The sequence below is a fragment of the Streptomyces sp. ISL-43 genome (assembly GCF_018614195.1).
Lineage (GTDB): Bacteria > Actinomycetota > Actinomycetes > Streptomycetales > Streptomycetaceae > Streptomyces.
The window spans coordinates 36,859-56,135 of sequence record NZ_JAGGOT010000052.1 but is presented as its reverse complement, the minus strand read 5'-3'; the positions used below and the strand labels follow the sequence as shown (position 1 = coordinate 56,135).

The window sequence follows — 19,277 nt, the reverse complement described above, 5'->3', positions numbered from 1 at the left end:
GTGCCCGCCCCCTCGGTACTCGTCATCTCGGGCACGGGCACGGAGATCGGCAAGACGGTCGTGACCTCGGCCGTCGCGGCGGCGGCGCTCGCCGCCGGCCGCTCGGTGGCCGTCCTCAAGCCGGCCCAGACGGGGGTCGGCCCGGACGAGCCCGGGGACGCCGCGGAAGCCGTCCGGCTGGCCGGCTCCGCCGTCACCGCGGTGGAACTGGCCCGCTACCCCGAGCCGTTGGCCCCGGACACGGCAGCCCGCCGCGCGGGCCTGGCGACGCTCTCCCCCGCGCGGATCGCGGAAGCCGCGCAGCGCCTCGCCCGCTCCCACGACCTGGTCCTGGTCGAGGGTGCGGGGGGTCTGCTGGTCCGCTTCGACGAGGCCGGCAACACCCTGGCCGACGCCGCCCGGCTCCTCGGCGCTCCGACCCTGATCGTGGCGCCGGCGGGTCTGGGCACGCTGAACTCCACGGCCCTGACCGCGGAAGCCCTCCGGGCCCGGGAGCTCGACGCTCTCGGCGTGGTGATCGGCAGCTGGCCCGCCGACCCCGGCCTGGCGGCCCGGTGCAACCTGGCCGACCTGCCCTCGGTCTCCGCCCTCCCCCTCCTGGGCGCGATCCCCTCGGGCGCGGGCTCGTGGGACCCGGCCGCCTTCCGCGCGGCGGCCCCCTCCTGGCTGGCCGCGCCCCTGGCGGGCACCTGGTCCGCCGGCTCCTTCCTGACCAGCTGGCCGGCGTAGGCGGGGCCGGGGGGCGGGGTCACCCGTCCAGCGGCTTGACCCAGCGTGTCCAGTGGTCCTCGGGGTGGTAGCCGGCGGCCTCCCACGCCCGCTGCCCGCGCTCGTTCCGGTTGAGCACCATCGCGTCGGAGCGCCGCCCGCCGAGCGCCGCGAACCGCTCCTCGGCGGCGGCCAGCAGCATCGACCCGATCCCCTGGCGGCGGTGGTCCGGGTGCACCGCGAGCCGGTACAGGTGGCACCGCCAGCCGTCGAACCCGGCTATGACCGTGCCCACCAGTTCGCCGCCCCGGCGGGCGAGCAGCAGCGCCTGCGGGTCGCGGGCGTGGAGGCGCTCGACGCCGTCGAGGTCGTCACTGATACTCGTGCCCTCGGCGGCCGCCTTCCAGAAGTCGAGGACGGTGGCGAGGTCGGCCGCCGCGGCGGGTTCGATACGAAGATCGTTCATGGGCGGATCCCATCACGCACGGTTCGCTCCGCCAAAAGGATGATCCGATCCCTTTGCCCTTCCTTTACCATGTAGCCAACGGTTCACCTCGAAACGAAAGGTGTGAGCGTCCGCCCATGGGCGAGCCTCCCAGCCCCCTTCATTCCGGTACGCGACATCGCGCGACACGCCTCCTCCTGGCCGATCATGGGACGGAGGTGACCGACCGATGACCGAAGTGCTCCTGCTTCTCCTGGCCCTGCTGCTCTGTGTCGTCTGCGGAATCTTCGTCGCGGCCGAGTTCTCGCTGACCACCATCGAGCGCAGCGAGCTGGAGCGGGCCGTCGAGCGCGGCGAGCGCGGCGCCGACAGCGCCATGGCCGCCGTCCGCAGCCTGACCTTCCAGCTGTCCGGCGCCCAGCTGGGCATCACCGTGACCGGCCTGGTCATCGGCATGATCTCCAAGCCCTCGATCGCCGCCCTGCTCAAGGGCCCCTTCAAGGCCATGGGACTGTCCGCCGGCGCCGCGTCCTCCACCGCCCTCGTCCTCGGCACCGTGCTGTCGACCGTCGTCCTGATGGTCGTCGGCGAGCTCGTGCCCAAGAACTGGGCGATCTCCTCACCGCTGGCCGTCGCCAAGCGCGTCGCCACGACGCAGCGGGTCTTCAGCCGCTCCTTCAAGCCCCTGATCAGCCATCTGAACACCACGGCGAACCACATGGTCCGCCGGTTCGGCCTGGAACCCACCGAGGAGCTCGCCTCCGCGCGCACCCCGCAGGAGCTGGTGGCCCTCGCCCGGCACTCCGCGAGGGCGGGCGCCCTGGAGAAGGACACCGCCGAGCTGTTCGTGCGGACCTTGAACCTCGCCGACCTGACCGCGGAGAACGTCATGACCCCGCGCGTCCAGGTCACCGCCCTCGACGTGCAGACCACCGCCGAGGACGTGGCCAACGCGACGCTCGCCACGGGCCTGTCCCGCTTCCCCGTCTACCGGGGCAGCCTCGACACCGTCGTCGGCACCGTCCACATCAAGGACGTACTGGCGCTGCCCGCCGAGGAGCGGCACCGCCACCCGGTGTCGCAGCTGCTGCGCGAACCGCTCCTCGTACCGGAGTCGCTCACCGTGGACCGGCTGCTGGACCGGCTGTCCGGCAAGCAGACGATGGCCGTCGTCATCGACGAGTACGGCGGCACGGCCGGTGTGGCCACGCTGGAGGACATCGTCGAGGAGGTCGTCGGCGAGGTCCGCGACGAGCACGACCCGCACGAGACCCCCGATCTGGCCTCGGCCGGGGAGGACGCCTCCGGGCGCGCGCTGTACTCCGCGGACGGCTCCGCGCGCACCGACCAGCTCCAGCGGATCGGACTGCGCGTGCCCGACGGCCCGTACGAGACCCTGGCCGGACTGATAGCGACCCAACTGGGGCGGATCCCGGTGGTCGGCGACAGCCTGGACCTCGACGGCTGGCGTCTGGACGTGGTGGACGCGAGTGGGCGGCGGGCCGCGCGGGTGCTGCTGCACGTGCCGGTCGAGCCCACCGGTGGCCATGGTGCGGAGGAGACCCGATGACCGTCGTCCAGTTGCTGATCGGCCTGGCGACCCTGGTCGTCAACGCCTTCTTCGTCGGCGCGGAGTTCGCGCTGATCTCGGTCCGGCGCAGCCAGATCGAACCGTATGCCGAGAGCGGCGACCGCAGGGCGCGCGCCGTGCTGTGGGGCCTGGAACACGTGTCGGCGCTGATGGCGGCGGCCCAGCTGGGCATCACGCTGTGCACCCTGGTGCTGGGTGTGGTGGCCGAGCCGGCCATCGCGCACCTGCTGACCCCCGCCTTCGACTTCTTCGGGGTGCCGGGCGGGCTGACGCACGCGATCTCCTTCGTGGTGGCGCTGGCGCTGGCCACGTACCTGCACATGCTCTTCGGCGAGATGCTGCCGAAGAACGTGGCGCTGGCCGAACCCGTGCGGACCGCGCTGCTGCTGGGCCCGCCGCTGGTGACCCTGACGCGGGCGCTGAGGCCGGTGATCTTCGCGATCAACGCCTTCGCCAGCGCCCTGCTGCGGCTGCTGCGGGTGGAGGTCAGGGACGAGGTCGGGGCGACCTTCTCGGACGACGAGCTGGCCCGGATCGTCAAGGACTCCAGTGACGCGGGGCTCATCGACGACCGGGCGAGCGAGCGGCTGCACGACGCCCTGGAGCTGGGGCGGCGGCCGGTGACCGATGTGGTGCTGCCGGCGGACCGGGTCGTTCCGGCCCGGGAGGGCATCACGCCGGCCGGGCTCGAGCAGCTGTCGGCGGCGTCGGGGTACTCCCGTTTCCCGGTGATCGACGCACAGCACCGGATCCTGGGATACCTGCACGTCAAGGACGCCCTGGACGTGGCGGAGCGGGACGAGCCGTTCCCGGTCTCCGCGCTGCGGCCGATCGCCCAGGTGCGGGCGGAGACCCCGCTGGACGACGTGCTGACCGCGATGCGGCGCAGCCGTACGCACCTGGCGGCGGTACTCGGCCCCGACGGCGCCATGACGGGTCTGGTCACGATGGAGGACGTTCTGCGGGAGCTGTTCGGCAGGCCGGCCTCGGCATAGGCCATGTCGTCGAAGCGGAGCCGGTAAGGCCCGCGGCGGGCGCTGCGGGCCAGGCACCACTTCGACGACAGGGCCCAAGTCCGGCCTGCGTCTCCCCGGTACGCCGGTCCCGCCTGCGGGGCAGGCGTACCGCGCGGTAGCATCGCTCCCGCCATGGAGATGAATGCGTCTTACACCAGTTTCGTCGCGGTCGGCGACTCCTTCACCGAGGGCATGTCGGACCTGCTCCCGGACGGCTCCTACCGGGGCTGGGCCGATCTGCTGGCCGACCGCCTGGCCGCGCGCGAGCCCGGCTTCCGCTACGCGAACCTCGCGGTCCGCGGCAAGCTCATCGGGCAGATCGCCGAGGAGCAGGCGCCGGCGGCCGCCGCGATGGGCGCCGACGTGGTGACTCTGGTCGGCGGGCTGAACGACGCCCTGCGGCCCAAGGTCGACATGGGCCGGGTCCGCGGACACCTGGAGGAGGCCGTCGGCCTGTTGGCTCCCGCCTGCGGGACGCTGGTCCTGATGCGCTCCCCGGGGCGCGACGGGCCCGTGATGGATCGTTTCCGCCCGCGCATGGAGGAGGTCTTCGTCATCGTCGAGGAGCTCGCCGCGCGGCACGGCGCCGTCGTGGTGGACCTGTACGGGGCCTCCGTGCTCGCCGATCCCCGGATGTGGGACGTGGACCGGCTGCACCTGACGGCGGAGGGCCACCGCAGGGTCGCGGAGGCCGTCTGGCAGGCGCTGGGCCTGCCGGCCGAGGAGGACTGGCGCGCCGAGCTGCCCGCGGCCGTCCCGCCGGGCTGGGCCGTGCGCCGGGCGCAGGACCTCAGCTTCGCGCGACAGCACCTGCTGCCGTGGGTCGGCCGCCGCCTGACGGGCCGCTCCAGCGGGGACGGCCTCCCGTCCAAGCGCCCGGAGCTGCTGCCGTACGGGGCCGCGGCCGGCGAGCGGCTCCCGTAGGCCTCCCGGGGCCCGGCGCTCCCCCGCCGGCTCTCGTAGCAAGCCACAATCCCGGGTGGGGCCCCTACCTGCGTAAACACACAGCGGCGGCCCAAGTAGAATCCCTCCACTGTTCTACGCCACAAGCTGTTTTGCCTGATCAGAGACTTAGGGAGAGATCTCAGGGAGATCATCTCTCACAATTTCTCACGCTAGGGCTGTGAGTTCACCTCCGTAGAAGACGTCCAGGGCATCCGCGGCCGCTCGCATGTCCTCGGCTTCGATGGACACGTACTTACGCTTCGTGAGCGCCGCATTGGTATGGCCGGCCCACGCGGCGAGGATGACGTCCGGGACGCCGCTCAGCGCGATGGCCTTCAAGGTCGAGTGGCGGGCGTCGTACAGCCGGACCCTCCGCAGGCCCGCAGCTTCCATCAGCCCGTAGGCGTACTCCCGGAACTGGCGGGTGTTCAGCGGGATCCCGAGTTCGTTGACGGCGACGTACCCCGTGTCGGTGTACCCGTCGCCCGCGGCTTCCTTCTCCTCATCCTGCCGGGCCCGGAGCGCCTTGAGGGCCGCCCAGGGCCACCGAGGCAGGGGCAAGGCCCGCTCGCCGGCCGCGGTCTTGGTGTCCTTCTCCAGCACCGTGTGGTTGCCCATCATCGTGCGGGTCTGAGTGATGCTGAGGAGCCCCGCCTCCAGGTCGATGTCCGCCCACTTCATGCCGCAGACCTCGGCCGGCCGGAGGCCCATCAGGGACAGCAGCAGCGGAGCGAACAACCGCTCCTCCAGGGTGCCCTGGAGGAACGCCTGCACCTCGTCCACGCTCCAGGGCTTGGCCCGGGTGCGCTCCCGCTTGTCGGTCTTCTTGTCCGCGAGCGAGGGCCGCACCTCGGAGGCGACGTTCACGCCGACCATCCGGCGGACCACGGCACGGCCGAGGGCCTCACGGAGACGGGTCAGGATCCCCTCGACCGTCGACACGGCAAGGCGGGTACCGGGCTGGCCGCCCTTGCGCCGGCCCGTGGCGATGACCTCGTCGACGAAGTCGCGTACGTGGTCCTCGGTGAGTTCCTGGAGACGGATGCCGCCGAGCCGGTCGTAGACGTGGATCAGGGCGAGCCGGTACGTGCGGATCGTCGTCTCCTCGACGTCGCGCCGCTTGTACTCCAGCCACTGGTCCAGCCACTCAGTAAGGGTGATTTTGTTCGGGGCGATGAACGTGCCGGACGCCCGTTCCGCCTGGACCCGGGCCCGCTCGTTCTTAACCTCGGTGATGGTGTCCCGGGTGATGGTGAGCTGAATACGCTTGCCGGTCTCGTCGTGGCCGGCGTCGACCACGGTCCGGTACCGAGTCTTCCCGCTCTGTAGGACGACCTTCTTGATCTCAGCCATGACTCCCCCTCCCAGGCTCCCCGTGGCCTACTTGCCGTCGGCGTCCAGCCGTTCCATCTCGGAAGTCAGTGCGGCCGCCTCTGCCTCCGTCATGAGCTGGGCCACCTTCGCCGCGTACACAAGGCCCACCTCCAGGCCAGCAAGTGCCGCGCCAGCCTTGGCGTGCTGCTCGCGCATCTTGACGACAGCGGCCCCCAGTTCCTGCACATCAGCCTTGATCATCAGCTGCGCCGAATTCGAGGCGTCAAGTTCATGCAGGATGCGCTCCCGGTAGGCGTCCGCCCCGATCTCCGCCCCCTCCCCCAGCTGCACGCGCCCCTCACTACGCCAGTCTGCGAGGAAGAAGAGTTCGGGCACCGAGACGTCCAGGGTCAGCGACAGACCCAGCAAGTCAGCGGCGGTGAACGAACGTCGCCCCTGCTCGGCCGCGGATACAGCCTGCCGGCTCCAGCTTCGGCCGATGTGCTGGCCCAGCGCCGCCCCGAGATCGGTCTGAGACAGGCCGCACTGCTCGCGGATGCGACGCATATTGCCGCCGATCACCTTCTCGATCTGCACCGGGTGTCTCCTCCTATTGATGGTAGGCACAGCATGACATGACTCTGGACCGGCAGGCAACACTTGACATGCGGACGGACGGGGGTGGAAGCTGTGGACAGACAGGGAACGCCAGACCTTCCAGTCACTGGAGGAAGCTATGCCCGCTGCCGCTCTGGTGGTGGCCCCCACCCTTGATGAGGTTCGCGCTTGGCCGGCCACGGTGGACGTGGCCCGGGCCGCTCGTGCCCTCGGGATCTCTCGCAGCATGCTCTACGCCCTGATCCAGCGGAACGAAGCGCCCGTACGGGTCCTCGACTTCGGATCTAAGCGGGTCGTTACGGCCTCGCTGGTGCGGCTGCTCGAAGCCGCATGAAAGCGGCCCCCAGCAGGGGCGCGGTGTTGACGCACCACGTGATCCCGCGCTGAGGGCCTATCCAATCCCGTACACGCCGAAGCCCCGAGGCCCCCGCTTGGACACGGACCCCGAGGCTTCAACACAGAACGGATGGCACCACTATGACACGCACCTCCACCACCGCGCTCGCCACTGTCACGGAGCCGACCGGCAAGACCCTTCCCCTCCTCGCGGACCTTCCGCCGGCGTCCCCGACCCTGACCGCCCGCGCCGTCCGCGTCCTGGACGGCCTCGAAAAGGCCAAGGAAGGCCAGGACGAGAACTACCGGTCCTTCCTCGACACCGTGGCCCGCGAGATCCGCAAGGCCGGAGACTCCCCCGCCGTCCTCGCCGACGTCCTCGCCATCCTCGAAAAGATGAAGACGCCCACGGCCCCGAAGACGCCGTGTGACGTGCACAGCTGGTGCGTCGAGACCGGCCGCCACGACGAGCACATGAGCGCCTGCACCTCGGCGACCTGCACGGACGTCTACGGCCGCGAAGTCCTGCCCGTCAACGTCATCGACTGGGGCAACGGCGTGAAGATCGGCCTCCTGGACGAGGACCTCACCCCAGCCGAAGCCCGCGGCCGGATCGCCGAGCTGCGGGCCCACCTCGACGCCGTCGAGGCCCTGGTGGCCGCCGCCGAGGCCGGTCGGTGACGACGACCCGCACGACCGATCGCCCCGCCGCAGATGTGGCGGGGCCCTCGGGCGTGCCCGGCGGCGCCTGGCCCCCGGCCCCGTACACCGAAGAGTTCTTGATCCGCGCCCGCGCCGAACGCGCCCGCCGCGAACTCACCCTCGGATCGATCCGAGCCTCACTCGAAGACCAGCCCTCCGCCCGCGCCGTACGCACGGCCGCCCGGAACTGGGCCGCGGATGTCCTCGCCCTAGCAGAGGAGATCGCGACGGAGAAGACGGAGCAGCACGTTGACCACGCACGCCATTGACCCGCAGGCCGTAGCCGAGACGCCCCTCGCGGGCGCGCTCTGGCTCGCGCAGCGGCAGTTCAAGGTGTTCGCGGCCGACCACCCGGGCGCCGAGCGCTGCGCGGGCATCGGCCAAGGCCACAACCCGGCCACCTGCACCGACCGAGGGAAGCACCCGGCCGAACCGTTCACGAAGACGCCGCTCCGCGACGAGCAGGAGGTGCGCCGGCTGTTCTCCGGGCCGCCCCGCAACGTCGGTGTCTACGTTGGCGGGTGCTCCGGCCCGAACGGCGAGCAGCTGCTCGTCATGGACAGCGATCGCCCCGGGGCGCTGGAGGACACCGCCAAAGGCCTCGGGTACGAGCACACGCCCACCATGCGGGTACACACTGCGAAAGGCCACCACGACTACTACTGGGCCCCGGCCGAGGCCAAGCTCGGCAACGGACTCGGCGCCCTGAAAGGCAAGTTCGACGGGGACGTCCGTGCCGGGAACGCTTACGTGATCGCCCTCGGCTCCGTCCACGCGACGGGCGTCGTCTACACCCTGGAGAACCCCGATCAGCCGCCCGTTGCGGCGCCCGCGTGGCTCCTCGAAGCGCTCCAAGCGCGCGCCTCCGCCCCGGCCGGGCCCACGACGGACATCGTCATCCCGGCCGACCGGCACGACGTCTACACGCGCAAGGTCGTGCAGGCGGAGTGCGACGCGATCACCCGGGCCGCCAACGGCGAGCAGAACACCGCGATCAACACGGCCGCGTTCAGCCTCGGCACCCTCGTCGGCGCCGGAGCCCTCACCGAGGGCGAGGCCCGCGAGGACCTCCTCGCCGCAGCCCGAGCGGGCAACCACCCCGAAGGCCGCGCGCTCGCCACCATCGAATCCGGGCTCCGCGCCGGCATGGCACAGCCCCGCCAGCCGTGGCCGCCTGTGGCCCGCGCGGACGCCCGGAACGACTTCACCGGGCTGCTCGTACCCGAGCCCCGCGACGAGACGCCGCCGCAGCACGACCGGACGCGGACCTCCTTCACTCTCAGGGAGCCGGAGCCCGAGCCCGCCGAGGAACCCCCGGGCGCCGCGGTCACGTCCTTCAAGCGCGGTGGCGCGTTCTTCCACGACGTCCCGGCCACCCCGCCGGCCGTGTGGGGTGCAGGTGGAGACGTTCTGTGGGCCGAGGGCGAGGCCCTGCTCATCGCCGCGCCGCAGGGCGTCGGCAAGACGACGCTCGCGCACCAGCTCATCCGGGCCCGCCTGGGGCTCCAACAGAACGTGTTGGGGTTCCCCGTAGCACCGGGCAAGGTCGTGCTGCTGCTGGCCATGGACAGGCCGTCACAGACCCGCCGGGCGGGCGCGCGCATCTTCGGCCGTGACGATCCTGCGTACCTGAACGACCACCTCGTCGTCTGGGAAGGGCCGCCGCCCTTCGACCTCGCGAAGCGCCCGGAGATCCTGGCCGCGATGTGCGAGAAGGCCAAGGCCGACACCGTGGTCATCGACAGCATCAAGGACGCCGCGATCGGCCTCTCCGACGACGCCGTCGGCGCCGGCTACAACCGGGCCCGACAGAAGGCCTTGGCCGAGGGCGTACAGGTCCTGGAGAACCACCACGTCATCAAGCGCGGCCCCAACGGCGCCGCCCCCAACACCATGGCCGACATCTACGGATCCACCTGGATCACCTCGGGTGCCGGATCCGTGGTCCTCCTCTGGGGCGAGGCAGGCGACCCGCTCGTCTCCTTCCGCCACCTCAAGCAGCCGATGGACGAGGTGGGCCCGTTCCACCTCGTCCACGACCACGAGGCCGGCACGACGGACGTCCAGCACGCGGCGGACCTCCTCGACATGGCGCGGCGCGGCGGCGTTCACGGGGTCACCGCGATGGCCGCAGCCGAGGCCATCTTCGAGACGAAGAAGGTCACCCCGGCGCAGCGCGAGAAGGCCCGCCGAAAGCTCGACAAGCTCACCCGCTCCGGGCACCTGACACGAGTCGACTCCCAGACCGCAGGCGAGCCCGCCCGCTATTACCTCGGTCGCGCGGACCTCGCCTGACCCCTCACGCAGGGCCTCACGCACCCCGATTCGCGTGACCCCTCACGCGCCCCTCACACAGCCTCACGCCGAGAGGAGATTCCCAGCTCAGAGCCTCACGCGGACCCTCACGCACCTCACACGCCCAACCCTCACGAATCCCACCCCCCTTAGAGGGGGGGGAGACGTGAGACCCAGACCGGAGGACCTCATGCCCATCGCTCACAGCACGTTCGTCGCAGGCGACAAACACCTCATCGCCCGCATGGTCAGCAACTACCAATGCGGCCACTGCACCGGCGAAGTCACCCACCTCGCAACCAACGGCAACGACCTGCACGCCGGCATCGAACACGACGACGGATGCCCCGTACTGGCCGGCACCCTCCCCGCAGCCCCCGACCTTGCTCGGGCCGCCCGCGTGCCGGACACCTTCCGCCGCTGAACCGGTTCCTTGCCCCTCGCGCACAACACCCCCGTACATGTACGAGAGGACCCCGCCGTGCCTAACACCCCCGAAAGACCCGTCCCGTACCCCGGACGGCCCGAGCTGGACCAGGCCAACGCCCGCTTCCGCCGGGCCGCTGCACGCCTCCACAAGGAGGCGGTGAAGCACGACCCCAACCTCATGCCGGCCCTGTCCTCGATCGTCGCCGAGGCCGCCGAGCACCTCGGCCGCCTGGCCGGCGACTTGGAGGCGGCAGAGAGTTCTAGCGCCCGGAACAAGCGCGTGCTCAAGGCCGCCGAGGACAAGATGCGGGCGACGCTCCGCCCGGCCGCCCGTCGTGGCGACGAGCGGGCCGCCCGCCTGCTGGCCCGCCTCGACGAGCGGCAGCGGCGCCGCGAGCAGCAGGGGCAGAACGGTGACGACGCAGCCTGAGGGGTTCGGCCGCCTCGTCCGCCCCGACGGCGCGGTCCTGGTGCCCGCCGCAGTGGCCGGTGAAGTCCTCCGGGCCCTCGTGCGAGACCTGACCGCCCGTGTACGGGCCGACGGGGGCGAGGTCTCCCCGGCCGTCCGTCGCCTGCTGTACGCCCTGCACGCGGCCGACGAGCAGCACCAGCAGGCCAGTTCCGCCGCCGGAACCCCTGCCGTCGCTCCTGCCACGGTGGAACTAACCGCGCAGCAGGCCGCCGCACTCCTGGAGTGCAGCCCCGAGTACGCGCGGCGCCTGGCCCGGTCGGGCCGGCTGCGGGCCCGCCGCGCCGGCCCGGTCTGGCTCGTAGACGCGGCCTCGCTGGAGGCCTACAGGAAAGGGGACGCGGCATGAAGAAGGTGACAGCACCCGCCGGGGCCGTCGTGCACGGCCCGCACGCCATCACCTCACCCGCACCGGTGTGGTTCATCCGTGGCGAGGCCTACGTAGCCGACAACGACCGGCACCTCCCCTACTTCACCTCCGCCGGCTACACCATCGAGGCGGCCCCCGACGGGGCCCCAGGCGCGTACACAACCGCGGTCGCCCGCATGCAGGACATGGAGACCCGCACCTACCCGCGAAGCCAGTCCGTCACTTTGCAGGACGCCGCGCAGCCGGGCGAACCCCTCCGCAACTACTGGCCGTAGGAGGCCGCTGTGACCGTCCAACGCCCCGCATTGCAGGCCGCCGTAGCGGCCGCCCTCGACCAGCAGACCCGCGGCCCGCAGGACTCCAGCCTCGTGGCTGGCATCGACGCCGACGCAAAGCTGTACGGCACCCCCGCATGGGACGCCCTCCCCGAATCCCGTAGGGCCATCGTGGCCCAACGCGTTCTCAACGCCGCCCGCGCGGGCGCAGAACAGGAGCATCGATGACCACCATCGAGGACGCCCTCACCCCCGCCGCCGCACGCGAAGCCGCCGCCGCTGTTCGCCAGGAGCAGGCCGAGGCTCAGGAACTGGTCGAGGCGCTGACTGAGCGTGCGCGGGAGGGAGACTCCAGGGTCACCGCGCAGAAGCTCGCCGAAGCCCAGCAGCTCTCCGACTTTGCGCAGCTGCGTGTCACTGCCGCGCAGCGCAAGCTCACGGCCGCCGAGGAGGCGGACCGTAAGGCGCGGGCGCAGCAATTGGCGGGTCAGGCCCGCGTCATCGCGGAGGACGCAGACCGGGATGCGCTCGTTGACGCCGTTCGTGTCGTCTCTGAGGCCGTTGCCGCGCTGGTGGCCGTTGCTCTGCCCCGCAACGAGCAGATCCGCGGCATCAGCAACGCGATCCGGGACCTCGACTTCGAACTCACCCAAGCCGGCGCGCAGGTTCCGGTGTCCGCGTACGGGCTCAGCCGCAGCGCCGACGGCGTGAGCGTCAGCAGGCCCGATGCGAGTGCCGTGTACCTATCTGCGGCCGAGCTGATCGCCGCTGCTGTACGGCTCGGAACGGGGCTGCGAGACGTCCCGGAGTCGTCGGTGATCGAGGCATTCGGCCACCCAGACGGCACCCTTGGCCGGGTCCTGAAGGCCGCTCCCGCGCTGGCCGCGGAGTGGCGGTTCACCACGGAGCAGTGGGCCCAGATGGACCGCAAGGAACAGGCTCACGCGGTGGCCACACGACGGGCGCCGATTGGCGCGACGTATCACCCGATCGACCCGCAGTCGGCCCTGCACGCTACTGGTGCCGCCTGACCCCTGCCCGCCTCGGAGAGGCGGGCTTTCTCTTCGACTAATGGTTGCCTCAGGCAATCGGTGAGGACCCCGGATGGCGCTGACCATCGGCGAGCTCGTCGCCAACATCAACGCGGACGACAGCGGCATGCGCCGAGGTCTGGCCTCAGCCGAACTCCAGATGCGCGGCTTTCAGCAGGACGCCGAGGGCCGCCTCAGGCGCCTTGACGGGACCTTCGCGGGCCTAGCCGAGCGCATCAGCATGGGGTTCGCCGAGGCGGGGCGTGAGGGCCACCGCTTCCGCCTGAATCTCTCGGGCATCGTGGGCGCCCTCGGAGGCCTCGGCGGTGCGGTGCTCAGCGTCGGGAAGATCGCCGCGATGTTCGGGACCGCTGTGCCGGCCGCCGCGGGCCTCGCCGCCGCGATCGGACAGATCGCCCCGGCGGCCGGTGTCGCAGCGACGGGCATGTTTGCGGTGGTGCTGGCCACGCAGGCGATGAAGCTCGGCATGAAGGGTGTCGGGGACGCCGTCAAGGCCGCCATGGATCCCAGCAACCCGGCCGCGTTCGAGGAGGCCATCAAGAACCTCGCGCCGTCCGCGCAGGCTTTCGCGCGGGTCGTGAAGAGCTTTGCCCCCGCCTTCAAGGAGCTGCAACAGGGCGTGCAGCAGCGTCTGTTCAGCGGCCTGGACGGGGTCCTGAAGGGCATGGGGCAGCACACCCTGCCGGTGCTGCGGGCCGGACTGTTCGACGCTGCGGGCGCCCTGAACCTCATGGGCAAGAACATCGGGAACACTGCGATCGGAATGTCTAAGTCCGGTGTCCTCGGTCAGGCCCTGAAGGGCGCCACGGACGGCCTGACCAATCTGTCACGGATCCCCTCGCAACTCATGCTCGGTTTCACCCAGGTTGGTGCCGCGGCCGCCCCCGCGTTCCGTCGCATCACTGACGCCGCAGGCAACGGCGCGGACAACATCTCCGAGAAGATCTCGAAGGCGTTCGAGTCGGGCGCGATGACCAGGGCCATCGATCAGGCCATCGTCGTCATCAAGCAGATCGGCGAGGTGGCCGGGAACGTCTTCTCCATCCTGGGGAGCGTCTTCAAGGCCGCGCAGGCGTCCGGTGGCGGCATGCTGGGTGTCCTGCGGGACGTGTCGGGCGCCCTGGCCACCGCGTTCGCCAGCCCCGGCGTACAGGCAGGCATGCGGGCCGTCTTCGAGACGATGGCGACGCTCGGGAAGACGCTTGCCCCGCTCCTCGCGCAGGCCCTGCGTGCCATCGCCCCGGTCTTCACCGCGCTGGGCCCGCCCATCCAGCGGATCATCCAGCTCCTCGGCCCGCTACTCGGGCAGATCATCGCGGCACTGGGGCCGGTCCTTGAGGTCGCTGCGCAGGCCGTGGGCTCGTTGCTGGACGCGGTGGCCCCGCTGCTCCCGGTCATCGGGTCGCTCGTGGCGCAGCTCCTGCCCGCACTGACGCCCCTCCTCGGGCTGGTCGCTGGCATCTTCAAGGCGCTGGCCCCGGTGGTGGCCCAACTCGCCGGGATCCTGATGTCGGCGCTGGAGCCGATCCTGGCCGCGCTCATCCCGGTCATCCAGCCCATCGTGGATGCCCTGATGGTGCTCGTACAGGCCGTCATGCCGATCATCTCGGCCCAGATGACCGCGTTCGCACCGCTCATCGCCCAGCTCGCCGGAATGTTCGCTCAGCTCCTCGTAGCACTGGCTCCGGTCATCGCACAGCTGATCATCCTGGTCGCGAACGTCCTGACGAAGATGACGCCCCTGCTCATCACCGTCATGGGCTGGGTGTCCAAGCTCGCCGGCGTCTTCGCGGGCGAACTCGGCAACGTCATCAACACCGTCGTCATGCCCGGGCTCCAAGCCGTCGTGGCCCTGCTCCAGGGCGACTTCTCCGGGGCCTGGGCGGCCGCGAAGCTCATGGTTCAGGGTGCCGTCGACTCGTTCGTCCGGCTGCTCGTCGAACTGCCCGCCCGGGCGGGTGCGGCGCTCGCCAGCCTGGCGCCCGTGCTGTGGGGGCGCATTCAGGAGGCTGGCGGCCGCTTCAACCAGGGCGTGCGGCAGAAGCGCGACGAGGCCATTGCCAGGATCCGGGAAATCCCCTCCCAGGCCGCGGGCGCTCTCGGCGACCTCGGCCACGTCCTGTGGAACTCCGGCGCGTCACTGATCCGCGGCTTCATCGACGGCATCAAGTCGCAGGTGGGCAGGGTGAAAGATGCCGCGTCTGGCGTTGTCTCAGCCGCGCGGAACTTCTTCCCCTTCTCGCCGGCCAAGGAAGGCCCCTTCTCCGGGAAGGGGTGGACGCTCTACTCCGGCCGGGCGCTTGGCGAGGCCTTCGCCAACGGCATCAGCAGTCAGCTGGGGGCAGTTGGCCAGGCCACCGAATCGATGATGCTCGCCGGGGCTATGCCGGGGATGGCCCTCGGCGCCAGCGGCGGAGGCAGGTCCGGGGGTGCGGCTCCCACACGGATCGTCGTCGAGCTGGCTGGCCCGCAGGAGATGCGGGAGCTCATTCGCGGCATCGTCCAGAAGACCGGCGGCACGGTCGAGACCGTATTCGGCTCACGATAGGAGACCCCGATGGAGATCAAGCACGACGGCACCCCGTACACCGCAGCTGTGGTGTGCAGCACCACGGACAACCCCAACGGAGCGTGGACCCTCCACATCGTCGACACGGACGGCACGATGTCCGATGTCCTCATAAGCTGGCCGGTGACCGCCGCTCCGCTTCCGCTGCTGTCCCGCTACGACGCCCTGGCCCTGATCGGCTTCGCATCGATACAGGGCGGCGTGGAGGCCTGGCAGTGGAACGAGCGCGGCGGCGCCGACGGGGGTAGCTACTGGGTCGGAACGACCGCCGTACGGCCGCTGACGGACGACGAGAGGGCCCACGGAGCCGAGGCCGCCCGAATCACGCTGCGCTCCTGAACCGTGCCGCGTTGCGCGCAAAGAAGCGTCTCGGCGGTCGGGCGCACAATCTCGCGCAACCGGCCCCCGCAGCGGTGCCGTTCGTCGCATGCTGGTCTCCCACTCAGCCTGAACGGAGCCCCGCCATGACTCTGCGGTTCATCGGCACCACGTCCGAGTACGGGAACTGCCCCACCCTGTACGAGGTCGTCGAGACCGGCGACATCGTCGTCCAGGGCGACGTCCTGACCGACCCCGAGCACCTCGCGCAGCTGCGCGACGTCGGCGAGCACGAGACGTTCGTCGTCATCCCGCGCGACCTGCTCACCCGCTTCGCCCCGAAGGAGTGACCGTGCCCGGCCTGGTGCCCTTCGAGGACATCGCCCATCTGTTCGCCGAGTTCCAGCACACCGCGTTCCGGCTGGAGACCCGCCGGGGCTACGCCACCGACCGAGCCGGCGCCCGATTCCAGGCGTTCATGCGCGGCGTCGAGCCCGACCCGCAGCCCGAGCACCCCTGGAACGTCAACGTCCGGGAGAAGGTCGAGCAGGGCGCACGGTTCTCCCGCGTCCGGATCATCGACGAGCCACCGACCGACGGACAGCGGTTCCTCATGGCGGCCGCCGCCGCCAACGAAGCCGCAGGGGAGGACATCCGGGTACTGGCTCGGTCCGAGGCCGTGCGGCTGGAGCTGCCCGACTACGACCTGTGGCTGTTCGACTCCCGCACCCTGGTGCGCCTGCACATCGACGAGCAGGACGTCACAACGGGAGTGGAGGTCATCGACGACCCGGCGGAAGTGCTCGCCGCATGCCGGGCCCGAGACCGGGCCTGGCCCCTCGCTGCCCCTACTGCCGAGGCGTGGGCGCAGGTACGTTCGTCCGTGTGAGCACGGACTTTCAGAGCGCCAGGGTGGCCCTCGGCGCGCGCCTTCGGGAGCTGCGCGCCGAGGCCGGCGCGAACGGCAAAGACTTCGCCGCCCTCCTCGGCTGGCAACGCTCGAAGGTGTCCCGGCTGGAGAACGGCAAGCAGACCGCCACCGCCGACGACCTCGCCGCATGGGCAGCCGCGGCCGGAATGCCCGAGCAGGCTGGAGACCTCACGAGCCGCCTGCGGGGCCTCGAATCGCAGCAGCGCTCATGGCGTCGCCAGCTCGCCGCGGGCAACCGGCCCGTACAGGACCGGTACGTCGTCGAGTACCAGCAAACCGCGACGATGCGCGGCTACGAAGCCACCGTGATCCCGGGCCTGTTCCAGACCCCTGACTACGCCCGGCACCTGTTCGCGAAGAATGCCCTGCTGATGCAGTCCCCGCGCGACACCGAGGCCGCAGTTGCCGCCCGCATGCGCCGCCAAGAGGTGCTGTACGAGGCGGGCAGGCTCTTCCGGGTCCTGGTGTGGGAGGGCGCTCTCCACGCGCTCGTGTGCCCGCGCACGGTCATGGCCGGCCAACTCGACCGCCTCGTCGGGCTGATCGGCATGAGCACGGTCGAGCTTGGCATCGTCCCCCTCGGCGCTCCCTTGGAACTGACCCCGAAGCACGGCTTTTGGATCTTCGACGAGGAGCGCGTCATCGTCGAGACGATCAACACTGAGCTGTCCTTCGACTCGCCTGATGACCTCGCCCTGTACGGGCGGGTGTGGGATGGCCTCAATGAGGCAGCTGCGTACGGGCCCCAGGCTCACCGCCTCATCGCCCGCGCGAGGCACCTGATCGCGCCCGTGTGAGCAACCGGCGCCAACCCGCCCGCAGGCTCGCGCAATCCGGCGCAACCGCCAGGACGGGGCTGCAGCTGGCTTCCTAACGTGCTGGTCATGGCGACAGAAGCGAGCGCCGCGAGCGCCACCATCCCCAGCCCGGTCCAGTGGTGCCACTGGCACATGGGCCCTTCAGAGACCGCCCTTCCGATTCAGTTCGGGAGAACGGACTCCGGCCCGCCCGTCCTGCTGTACGCGTGCGCTCCGTGCCGCGAGCAGCGCGACCTGACCCCCCGCTGCACGCTGGCAGAAGCCATGGAGGCCGCTGCCGTACCGTGCCATCGGCGGCCCCTCCCCGCGTCGGTGTCTGAGCTCTCGCACGGTCAGCACCTCGGCCGGGCCTGTGTCGCCTGCGGCCGCCTGCTCACCACCGGCGCAGTCTCGCGCGGCACCATCCGCGGCCGGCAGGGCGTGCACGTCCTCGACGTCGAGGTGTGGTCCTGTCCGAATCCGGAGGACGAGGAATGACCACGACGTCACCGACGTACCCATCCGGCCGCTGGACCGGCCCGCCTCGAGGGTGCCCGAACTGTGGTGAGAAGCCGCTACCTCTTGGCGGCCCGGAGGGCGGTGCGACGGTTCACAAGCCCAGTTGCCATCGCGGCATCGGATGACTCTCGGCCTGTCCGTCACCGCGGCGGCGCGGGGCGGACCGGCCGAGACAACGCGAGGCCCCCGCGACGTGTTCGTAAATCCACGCCGCGGGGGCCTTGTGCACTTTGTTGCAGAACCTCGGGGCCCGTGGCCGCAGAACGGCTTGAACCACCCGCCGCGACAGCGAAGAACGCAGCGAGCACCACCGGCTGCTACCCGGCGTGTGGAGGGCCTGTCATACGTCCGTCGGACGCGACCGCGGGCCCGTCATACGAGGGCACCCGGAACGCCATACACCGAGGTGGAACGCCGTCCGGGTAGAGCCCGGACTCCCACACCCAGGAGTACCCGTGCGCGAGGAACGCGACTGCGTAGCGGACCGCGTCCGACGCCGTCATACCGGTCCGCATGATCGTGGCGAGGTCGTCGGACAGAGTCCCGTCGATCCGGACGGACAGGCTCTTCCCGGCCTTCGGAGGGGTGCTCACCACGCACCTCCCGCACGGAGCGCGGCCAGGCGGACCGCCAGGCGACGGAGCTCGGCCGCCTGCTCGGTCAGGATCACGGCGAGCCCGTCGAGGGCGGCCAGGTCCAGCGTGGCCGCCGGGACGAGGATCTCCACGTAGACGCTCGGCGGCACCGGGTGGCGGCCGAACGGGAACGCGACGAGCTCGGCGGACAGGACGGCCTGCGCGTCGTAGTCAACGATGTGCTCGGGCCCGGTGTGGTGGACGTCGTCTCGGTACTCCACCGGCAGGTTGTCCGGGTGCCCGGTGCACCACACGGGCTCGGGCACGGTGACCGGGCCGTGGTCGAGGGTGTGCACGGTGACCGTGCGGGCCCCGGTCACTGGCCGGCCTTCTTGTCGAGCGCGGCGAGCAGGTCGTGGAGGGCGATCTCCAGGTGCACGGCGGCGCCGAGCATGGCCCGGTTGTCGTAGATGTTCGCGGCCTGCTGCTGGGCGAGGGTGTCGCGGGCCCGGTCGAGGGCGAAGTCCAGCGGGGGAACCCACCGGCCACCGTCGTCCTCCGGGTCGCCCAGGGGGCTGTAGTCGGTCGTCGTCATCGGGCACCGCCCGCGGCGTCGTGGAGCTGCTGCGCGTACTGCTGGCGGGTCAGCCCGGCCTCGACGGCCGGCGCGAAGGCGAGGAGGAGTTCCTCAGCCCGGGCGGCCCGGTCGGTGCCGTGGCCGTGCCGGCGGGTGGCGAAGGTCAGGGCGAGCGCGGTGCGGGTGCCCTCGCGCATCGGGTGCGCGGGGCGCTCGGCGAGGAGTCGTGCGGCGATCTGCTGGAGCAGGACGCGGGTGTCCGCGTCGGGCAGGGCGGTACGGTCATGCATGGGTCTGGACTCCTTGATCAGAAGGATTCGGATCAAGGCCCTGGGTCGGTGTTTGCGTCACCGTCCCGGGGCCGCCCCGTCTCACACACGTCTCACAGACGGTGAGCGTGGGGGTGGATCGCGTACCTCTGATCAG

The 19,277-nt window shown here is 71.0% G+C and carries 27 protein-coding genes; 20 read left to right on the top strand and 7 right to left on the bottom strand.

Features of this window, described 5'->3' with window-relative positions; translation table 11 throughout:
- On the top strand, positions 1-729 hold the full coding sequence (gene bioD, locus J7F03_RS28495) for a dethiobiotin synthase (protein ID WP_214954466.1): 729 nt from the start codon (positions 1-3) through the stop codon (positions 727-729).
- A 19-nt stretch (positions 730-748) separates the two neighbouring features.
- On the opposite strand, the gene J7F03_RS28490 is transcribed toward bioD, so the two are convergent.
- Positions 749-1,174 (bottom strand): GNAT family N-acetyltransferase, encoded by a 426-nt coding sequence (locus J7F03_RS28490; RefSeq protein ID WP_214954464.1) that lies wholly within the window; start codon positions 1,172-1,174, stop codon positions 749-751.
- A 208-nt stretch (positions 1,175-1,382) separates the two neighbouring features.
- Between J7F03_RS28490 and J7F03_RS28485 the strand changes: the two genes are divergently transcribed.
- From J7F03_RS28485 to J7F03_RS28475, 3 genes are all read left to right on the top strand, one after another.
- Complete coding sequence (locus tag J7F03_RS28485) at positions 1,383-2,723, top strand: hemolysin family protein (protein ID WP_214954462.1); 1,341 nt, start codon at positions 1,383-1,385, stop codon at positions 2,721-2,723.
- Entirely contained in the window at positions 2,720-3,739 is a 1,020-nt protein-coding gene (locus J7F03_RS28480; RefSeq protein ID WP_214954460.1) for a hemolysin family protein, read from the top strand. The genes J7F03_RS28485 and J7F03_RS28480 overlap by 4 nt, the downstream gene beginning before the upstream one ends.
- Before the next feature lie 153 nt (positions 3,740-3,892).
- A complete protein-coding gene (locus J7F03_RS28475; protein WP_214954457.1) occupies positions 3,893-4,684 on the top strand; it encodes an SGNH/GDSL hydrolase family protein in 792 nt (263 codons plus the stop codon).
- Positions 4,685-4,870: 186 nt separating this feature from the next.
- Here the strand turns inward: J7F03_RS28475 and xerC are convergent, their stop codons facing one another.
- Together xerC and J7F03_RS28465 are read right to left on the bottom strand one after the other, a co-directional pair.
- The gene (xerC, locus tag J7F03_RS28470) at positions 4,871-6,058 is read right to left on the bottom strand and encodes a tyrosine recombinase XerC (RefSeq protein WP_214954456.1); all 1,188 of its coding nucleotides are present in this window, start codon (positions 6,056-6,058) and stop codon (positions 4,871-4,873) included.
- A gap of 27 nt (positions 6,059-6,085) precedes the next feature.
- Complete coding sequence (locus J7F03_RS28465) at positions 6,086-6,616, bottom strand: helix-turn-helix domain-containing protein (protein WP_214954454.1); 531 nt, start codon at positions 6,614-6,616, stop codon at positions 6,086-6,088.
- A gap of 139 nt (positions 6,617-6,755) precedes the next feature.
- Here J7F03_RS28465 and J7F03_RS28460 point away from each other — a divergent pair, with 139 nt between their 5' ends.
- The 16 genes from J7F03_RS28460 (at position 6,756) to J7F03_RS41415 (ending at position 17,678) form a co-directional block, all read left to right on the top strand.
- Positions 6,756-6,971 (top strand): DNA-binding protein, encoded by a 216-nt coding sequence (locus tag J7F03_RS28460; RefSeq protein WP_214954452.1) that lies wholly within the window; start codon positions 6,756-6,758, stop codon positions 6,969-6,971.
- Positions 6,972-7,114: 143 nt separating this feature from the next.
- On the top strand, positions 7,115-7,654 hold the full coding sequence (locus tag J7F03_RS28455) for a hypothetical protein (protein WP_214954450.1): 540 nt from the start codon (positions 7,115-7,117) through the stop codon (positions 7,652-7,654).
- Positions 7,651-7,944: a hypothetical protein gene (locus tag J7F03_RS28450; protein ID WP_214954448.1), complete on the top strand. Its 294-nt coding sequence runs from the start codon at positions 7,651-7,653 to the stop codon at positions 7,942-7,944. Before J7F03_RS28455 ends, J7F03_RS28450 begins: the two co-directional genes overlap by 4 nt.
- Complete coding sequence (locus tag J7F03_RS28445; protein WP_214954446.1) at positions 7,925-9,970, top strand: bifunctional DNA primase/polymerase; 2,046 nt, start codon at positions 7,925-7,927, stop codon at positions 9,968-9,970. Before J7F03_RS28450 ends, J7F03_RS28445 begins: the two co-directional genes overlap by 20 nt.
- 190 nt (positions 9,971-10,160) lie before the next feature.
- A complete protein-coding gene (locus J7F03_RS28440; RefSeq protein ID WP_214954444.1) occupies positions 10,161-10,394 on the top strand; it encodes a hypothetical protein in 234 nt (77 codons plus the stop codon).
- A gap of 57 nt (positions 10,395-10,451) precedes the next feature.
- Positions 10,452-10,829 (top strand): hypothetical protein, encoded by a 378-nt coding sequence (locus tag J7F03_RS28435; RefSeq protein ID WP_214954442.1) that lies wholly within the window; start codon positions 10,452-10,454, stop codon positions 10,827-10,829.
- Positions 10,813-11,217 carry a helix-turn-helix domain-containing protein gene (locus J7F03_RS28430; RefSeq protein WP_214954440.1) on the top strand — a complete coding sequence of 135 codons (405 nt, stop codon included), beginning with the start codon at positions 10,813-10,815 and terminating at the stop codon, positions 11,215-11,217. Before J7F03_RS28435 ends, J7F03_RS28430 begins: the two co-directional genes overlap by 17 nt.
- Positions 11,214-11,513 (top strand): hypothetical protein, encoded by a 300-nt coding sequence (locus tag J7F03_RS28425; protein WP_214954438.1) that lies wholly within the window; start codon positions 11,214-11,216, stop codon positions 11,511-11,513. Before J7F03_RS28430 ends, J7F03_RS28425 begins: the two co-directional genes overlap by 4 nt.
- A gap of 9 nt (positions 11,514-11,522) precedes the next feature.
- Positions 11,523-11,741 carry a hypothetical protein gene (locus J7F03_RS28420; protein WP_214954436.1) on the top strand — a complete coding sequence of 73 codons (219 nt, stop codon included), beginning with the start codon at positions 11,523-11,525 and terminating at the stop codon, positions 11,739-11,741.
- Positions 11,738-12,544, top strand: coding sequence for a hypothetical protein (locus J7F03_RS28415; protein WP_214954434.1), 807 nt, complete (start codon positions 11,738-11,740; stop codon positions 12,542-12,544). The genes J7F03_RS28420 and J7F03_RS28415 overlap by 4 nt, the downstream gene beginning before the upstream one ends.
- Before the next feature lie 73 nt (positions 12,545-12,617).
- Positions 12,618-15,113 (top strand): hypothetical protein, encoded by a 2,496-nt coding sequence (locus J7F03_RS28410; protein WP_214954432.1) that lies wholly within the window; start codon positions 12,618-12,620, stop codon positions 15,111-15,113.
- Positions 15,114-15,122: 9 nt separating this feature from the next.
- Positions 15,123-15,473, top strand: a complete 351-nt coding sequence (locus tag J7F03_RS28405; RefSeq protein ID WP_214954430.1) for a hypothetical protein — start codon at positions 15,123-15,125, stop codon at positions 15,471-15,473.
- 125 nt (positions 15,474-15,598) lie between these two features.
- Positions 15,599-15,802 (top strand): hypothetical protein, encoded by a 204-nt coding sequence (locus J7F03_RS28400; RefSeq protein ID WP_214954428.1) that lies wholly within the window; start codon positions 15,599-15,601, stop codon positions 15,800-15,802.
- A 2-nt stretch (positions 15,803-15,804) separates the two neighbouring features.
- Positions 15,805-16,341: a DUF6879 family protein gene (locus J7F03_RS28395; protein WP_214954426.1), complete on the top strand. Its 537-nt coding sequence runs from the start codon at positions 15,805-15,807 to the stop codon at positions 16,339-16,341.
- The gene (locus J7F03_RS28390) at positions 16,338-17,180 is read left to right on the top strand and encodes a helix-turn-helix transcriptional regulator (protein ID WP_214954424.1); all 843 of its coding nucleotides are present in this window, start codon (positions 16,338-16,340) and stop codon (positions 17,178-17,180) included. The genes J7F03_RS28395 and J7F03_RS28390 overlap by 4 nt, the downstream gene beginning before the upstream one ends.
- Positions 17,181-17,267: 87 nt before the next feature.
- Positions 17,268-17,678, top strand: coding sequence for a hypothetical protein (locus tag J7F03_RS41415; protein ID WP_251072624.1), 411 nt, complete (start codon positions 17,268-17,270; stop codon positions 17,676-17,678).
- A gap of 338 nt (positions 17,679-18,016) precedes the next feature.
- On the opposite strand, the gene J7F03_RS28380 is transcribed toward J7F03_RS41415, so the two are convergent.
- Genes J7F03_RS28380 through J7F03_RS28365 form a run of 4 tightly spaced genes read right to left on the bottom strand, consistent with a single transcriptional unit; the run spans position 18,017 to position 19,141 of the window.
- Complete coding sequence (locus J7F03_RS28380) at positions 18,017-18,292, bottom strand: hypothetical protein (RefSeq protein ID WP_214954422.1); 276 nt, start codon at positions 18,290-18,292, stop codon at positions 18,017-18,019.
- Complete coding sequence (locus J7F03_RS28375; RefSeq protein WP_214954420.1) at positions 18,289-18,654, bottom strand: hypothetical protein; 366 nt, start codon at positions 18,652-18,654, stop codon at positions 18,289-18,291. The genes J7F03_RS28380 and J7F03_RS28375 overlap by 4 nt, the downstream gene beginning before the upstream one ends.
- Positions 18,651-18,869, bottom strand: a complete 219-nt coding sequence (locus tag J7F03_RS28370) for a hypothetical protein (protein WP_214954417.1) — start codon at positions 18,867-18,869, stop codon at positions 18,651-18,653. The genes J7F03_RS28375 and J7F03_RS28370 overlap by 4 nt, the downstream gene beginning before the upstream one ends.
- A complete protein-coding gene (locus J7F03_RS28365) occupies positions 18,866-19,141 on the bottom strand; it encodes a hypothetical protein (protein WP_214954415.1) in 276 nt (91 codons plus the stop codon). Before J7F03_RS28365 ends, J7F03_RS28370 begins: the two co-directional genes overlap by 4 nt.
- Between the last annotated feature and the right edge of the window lie 136 nt (positions 19,142-19,277).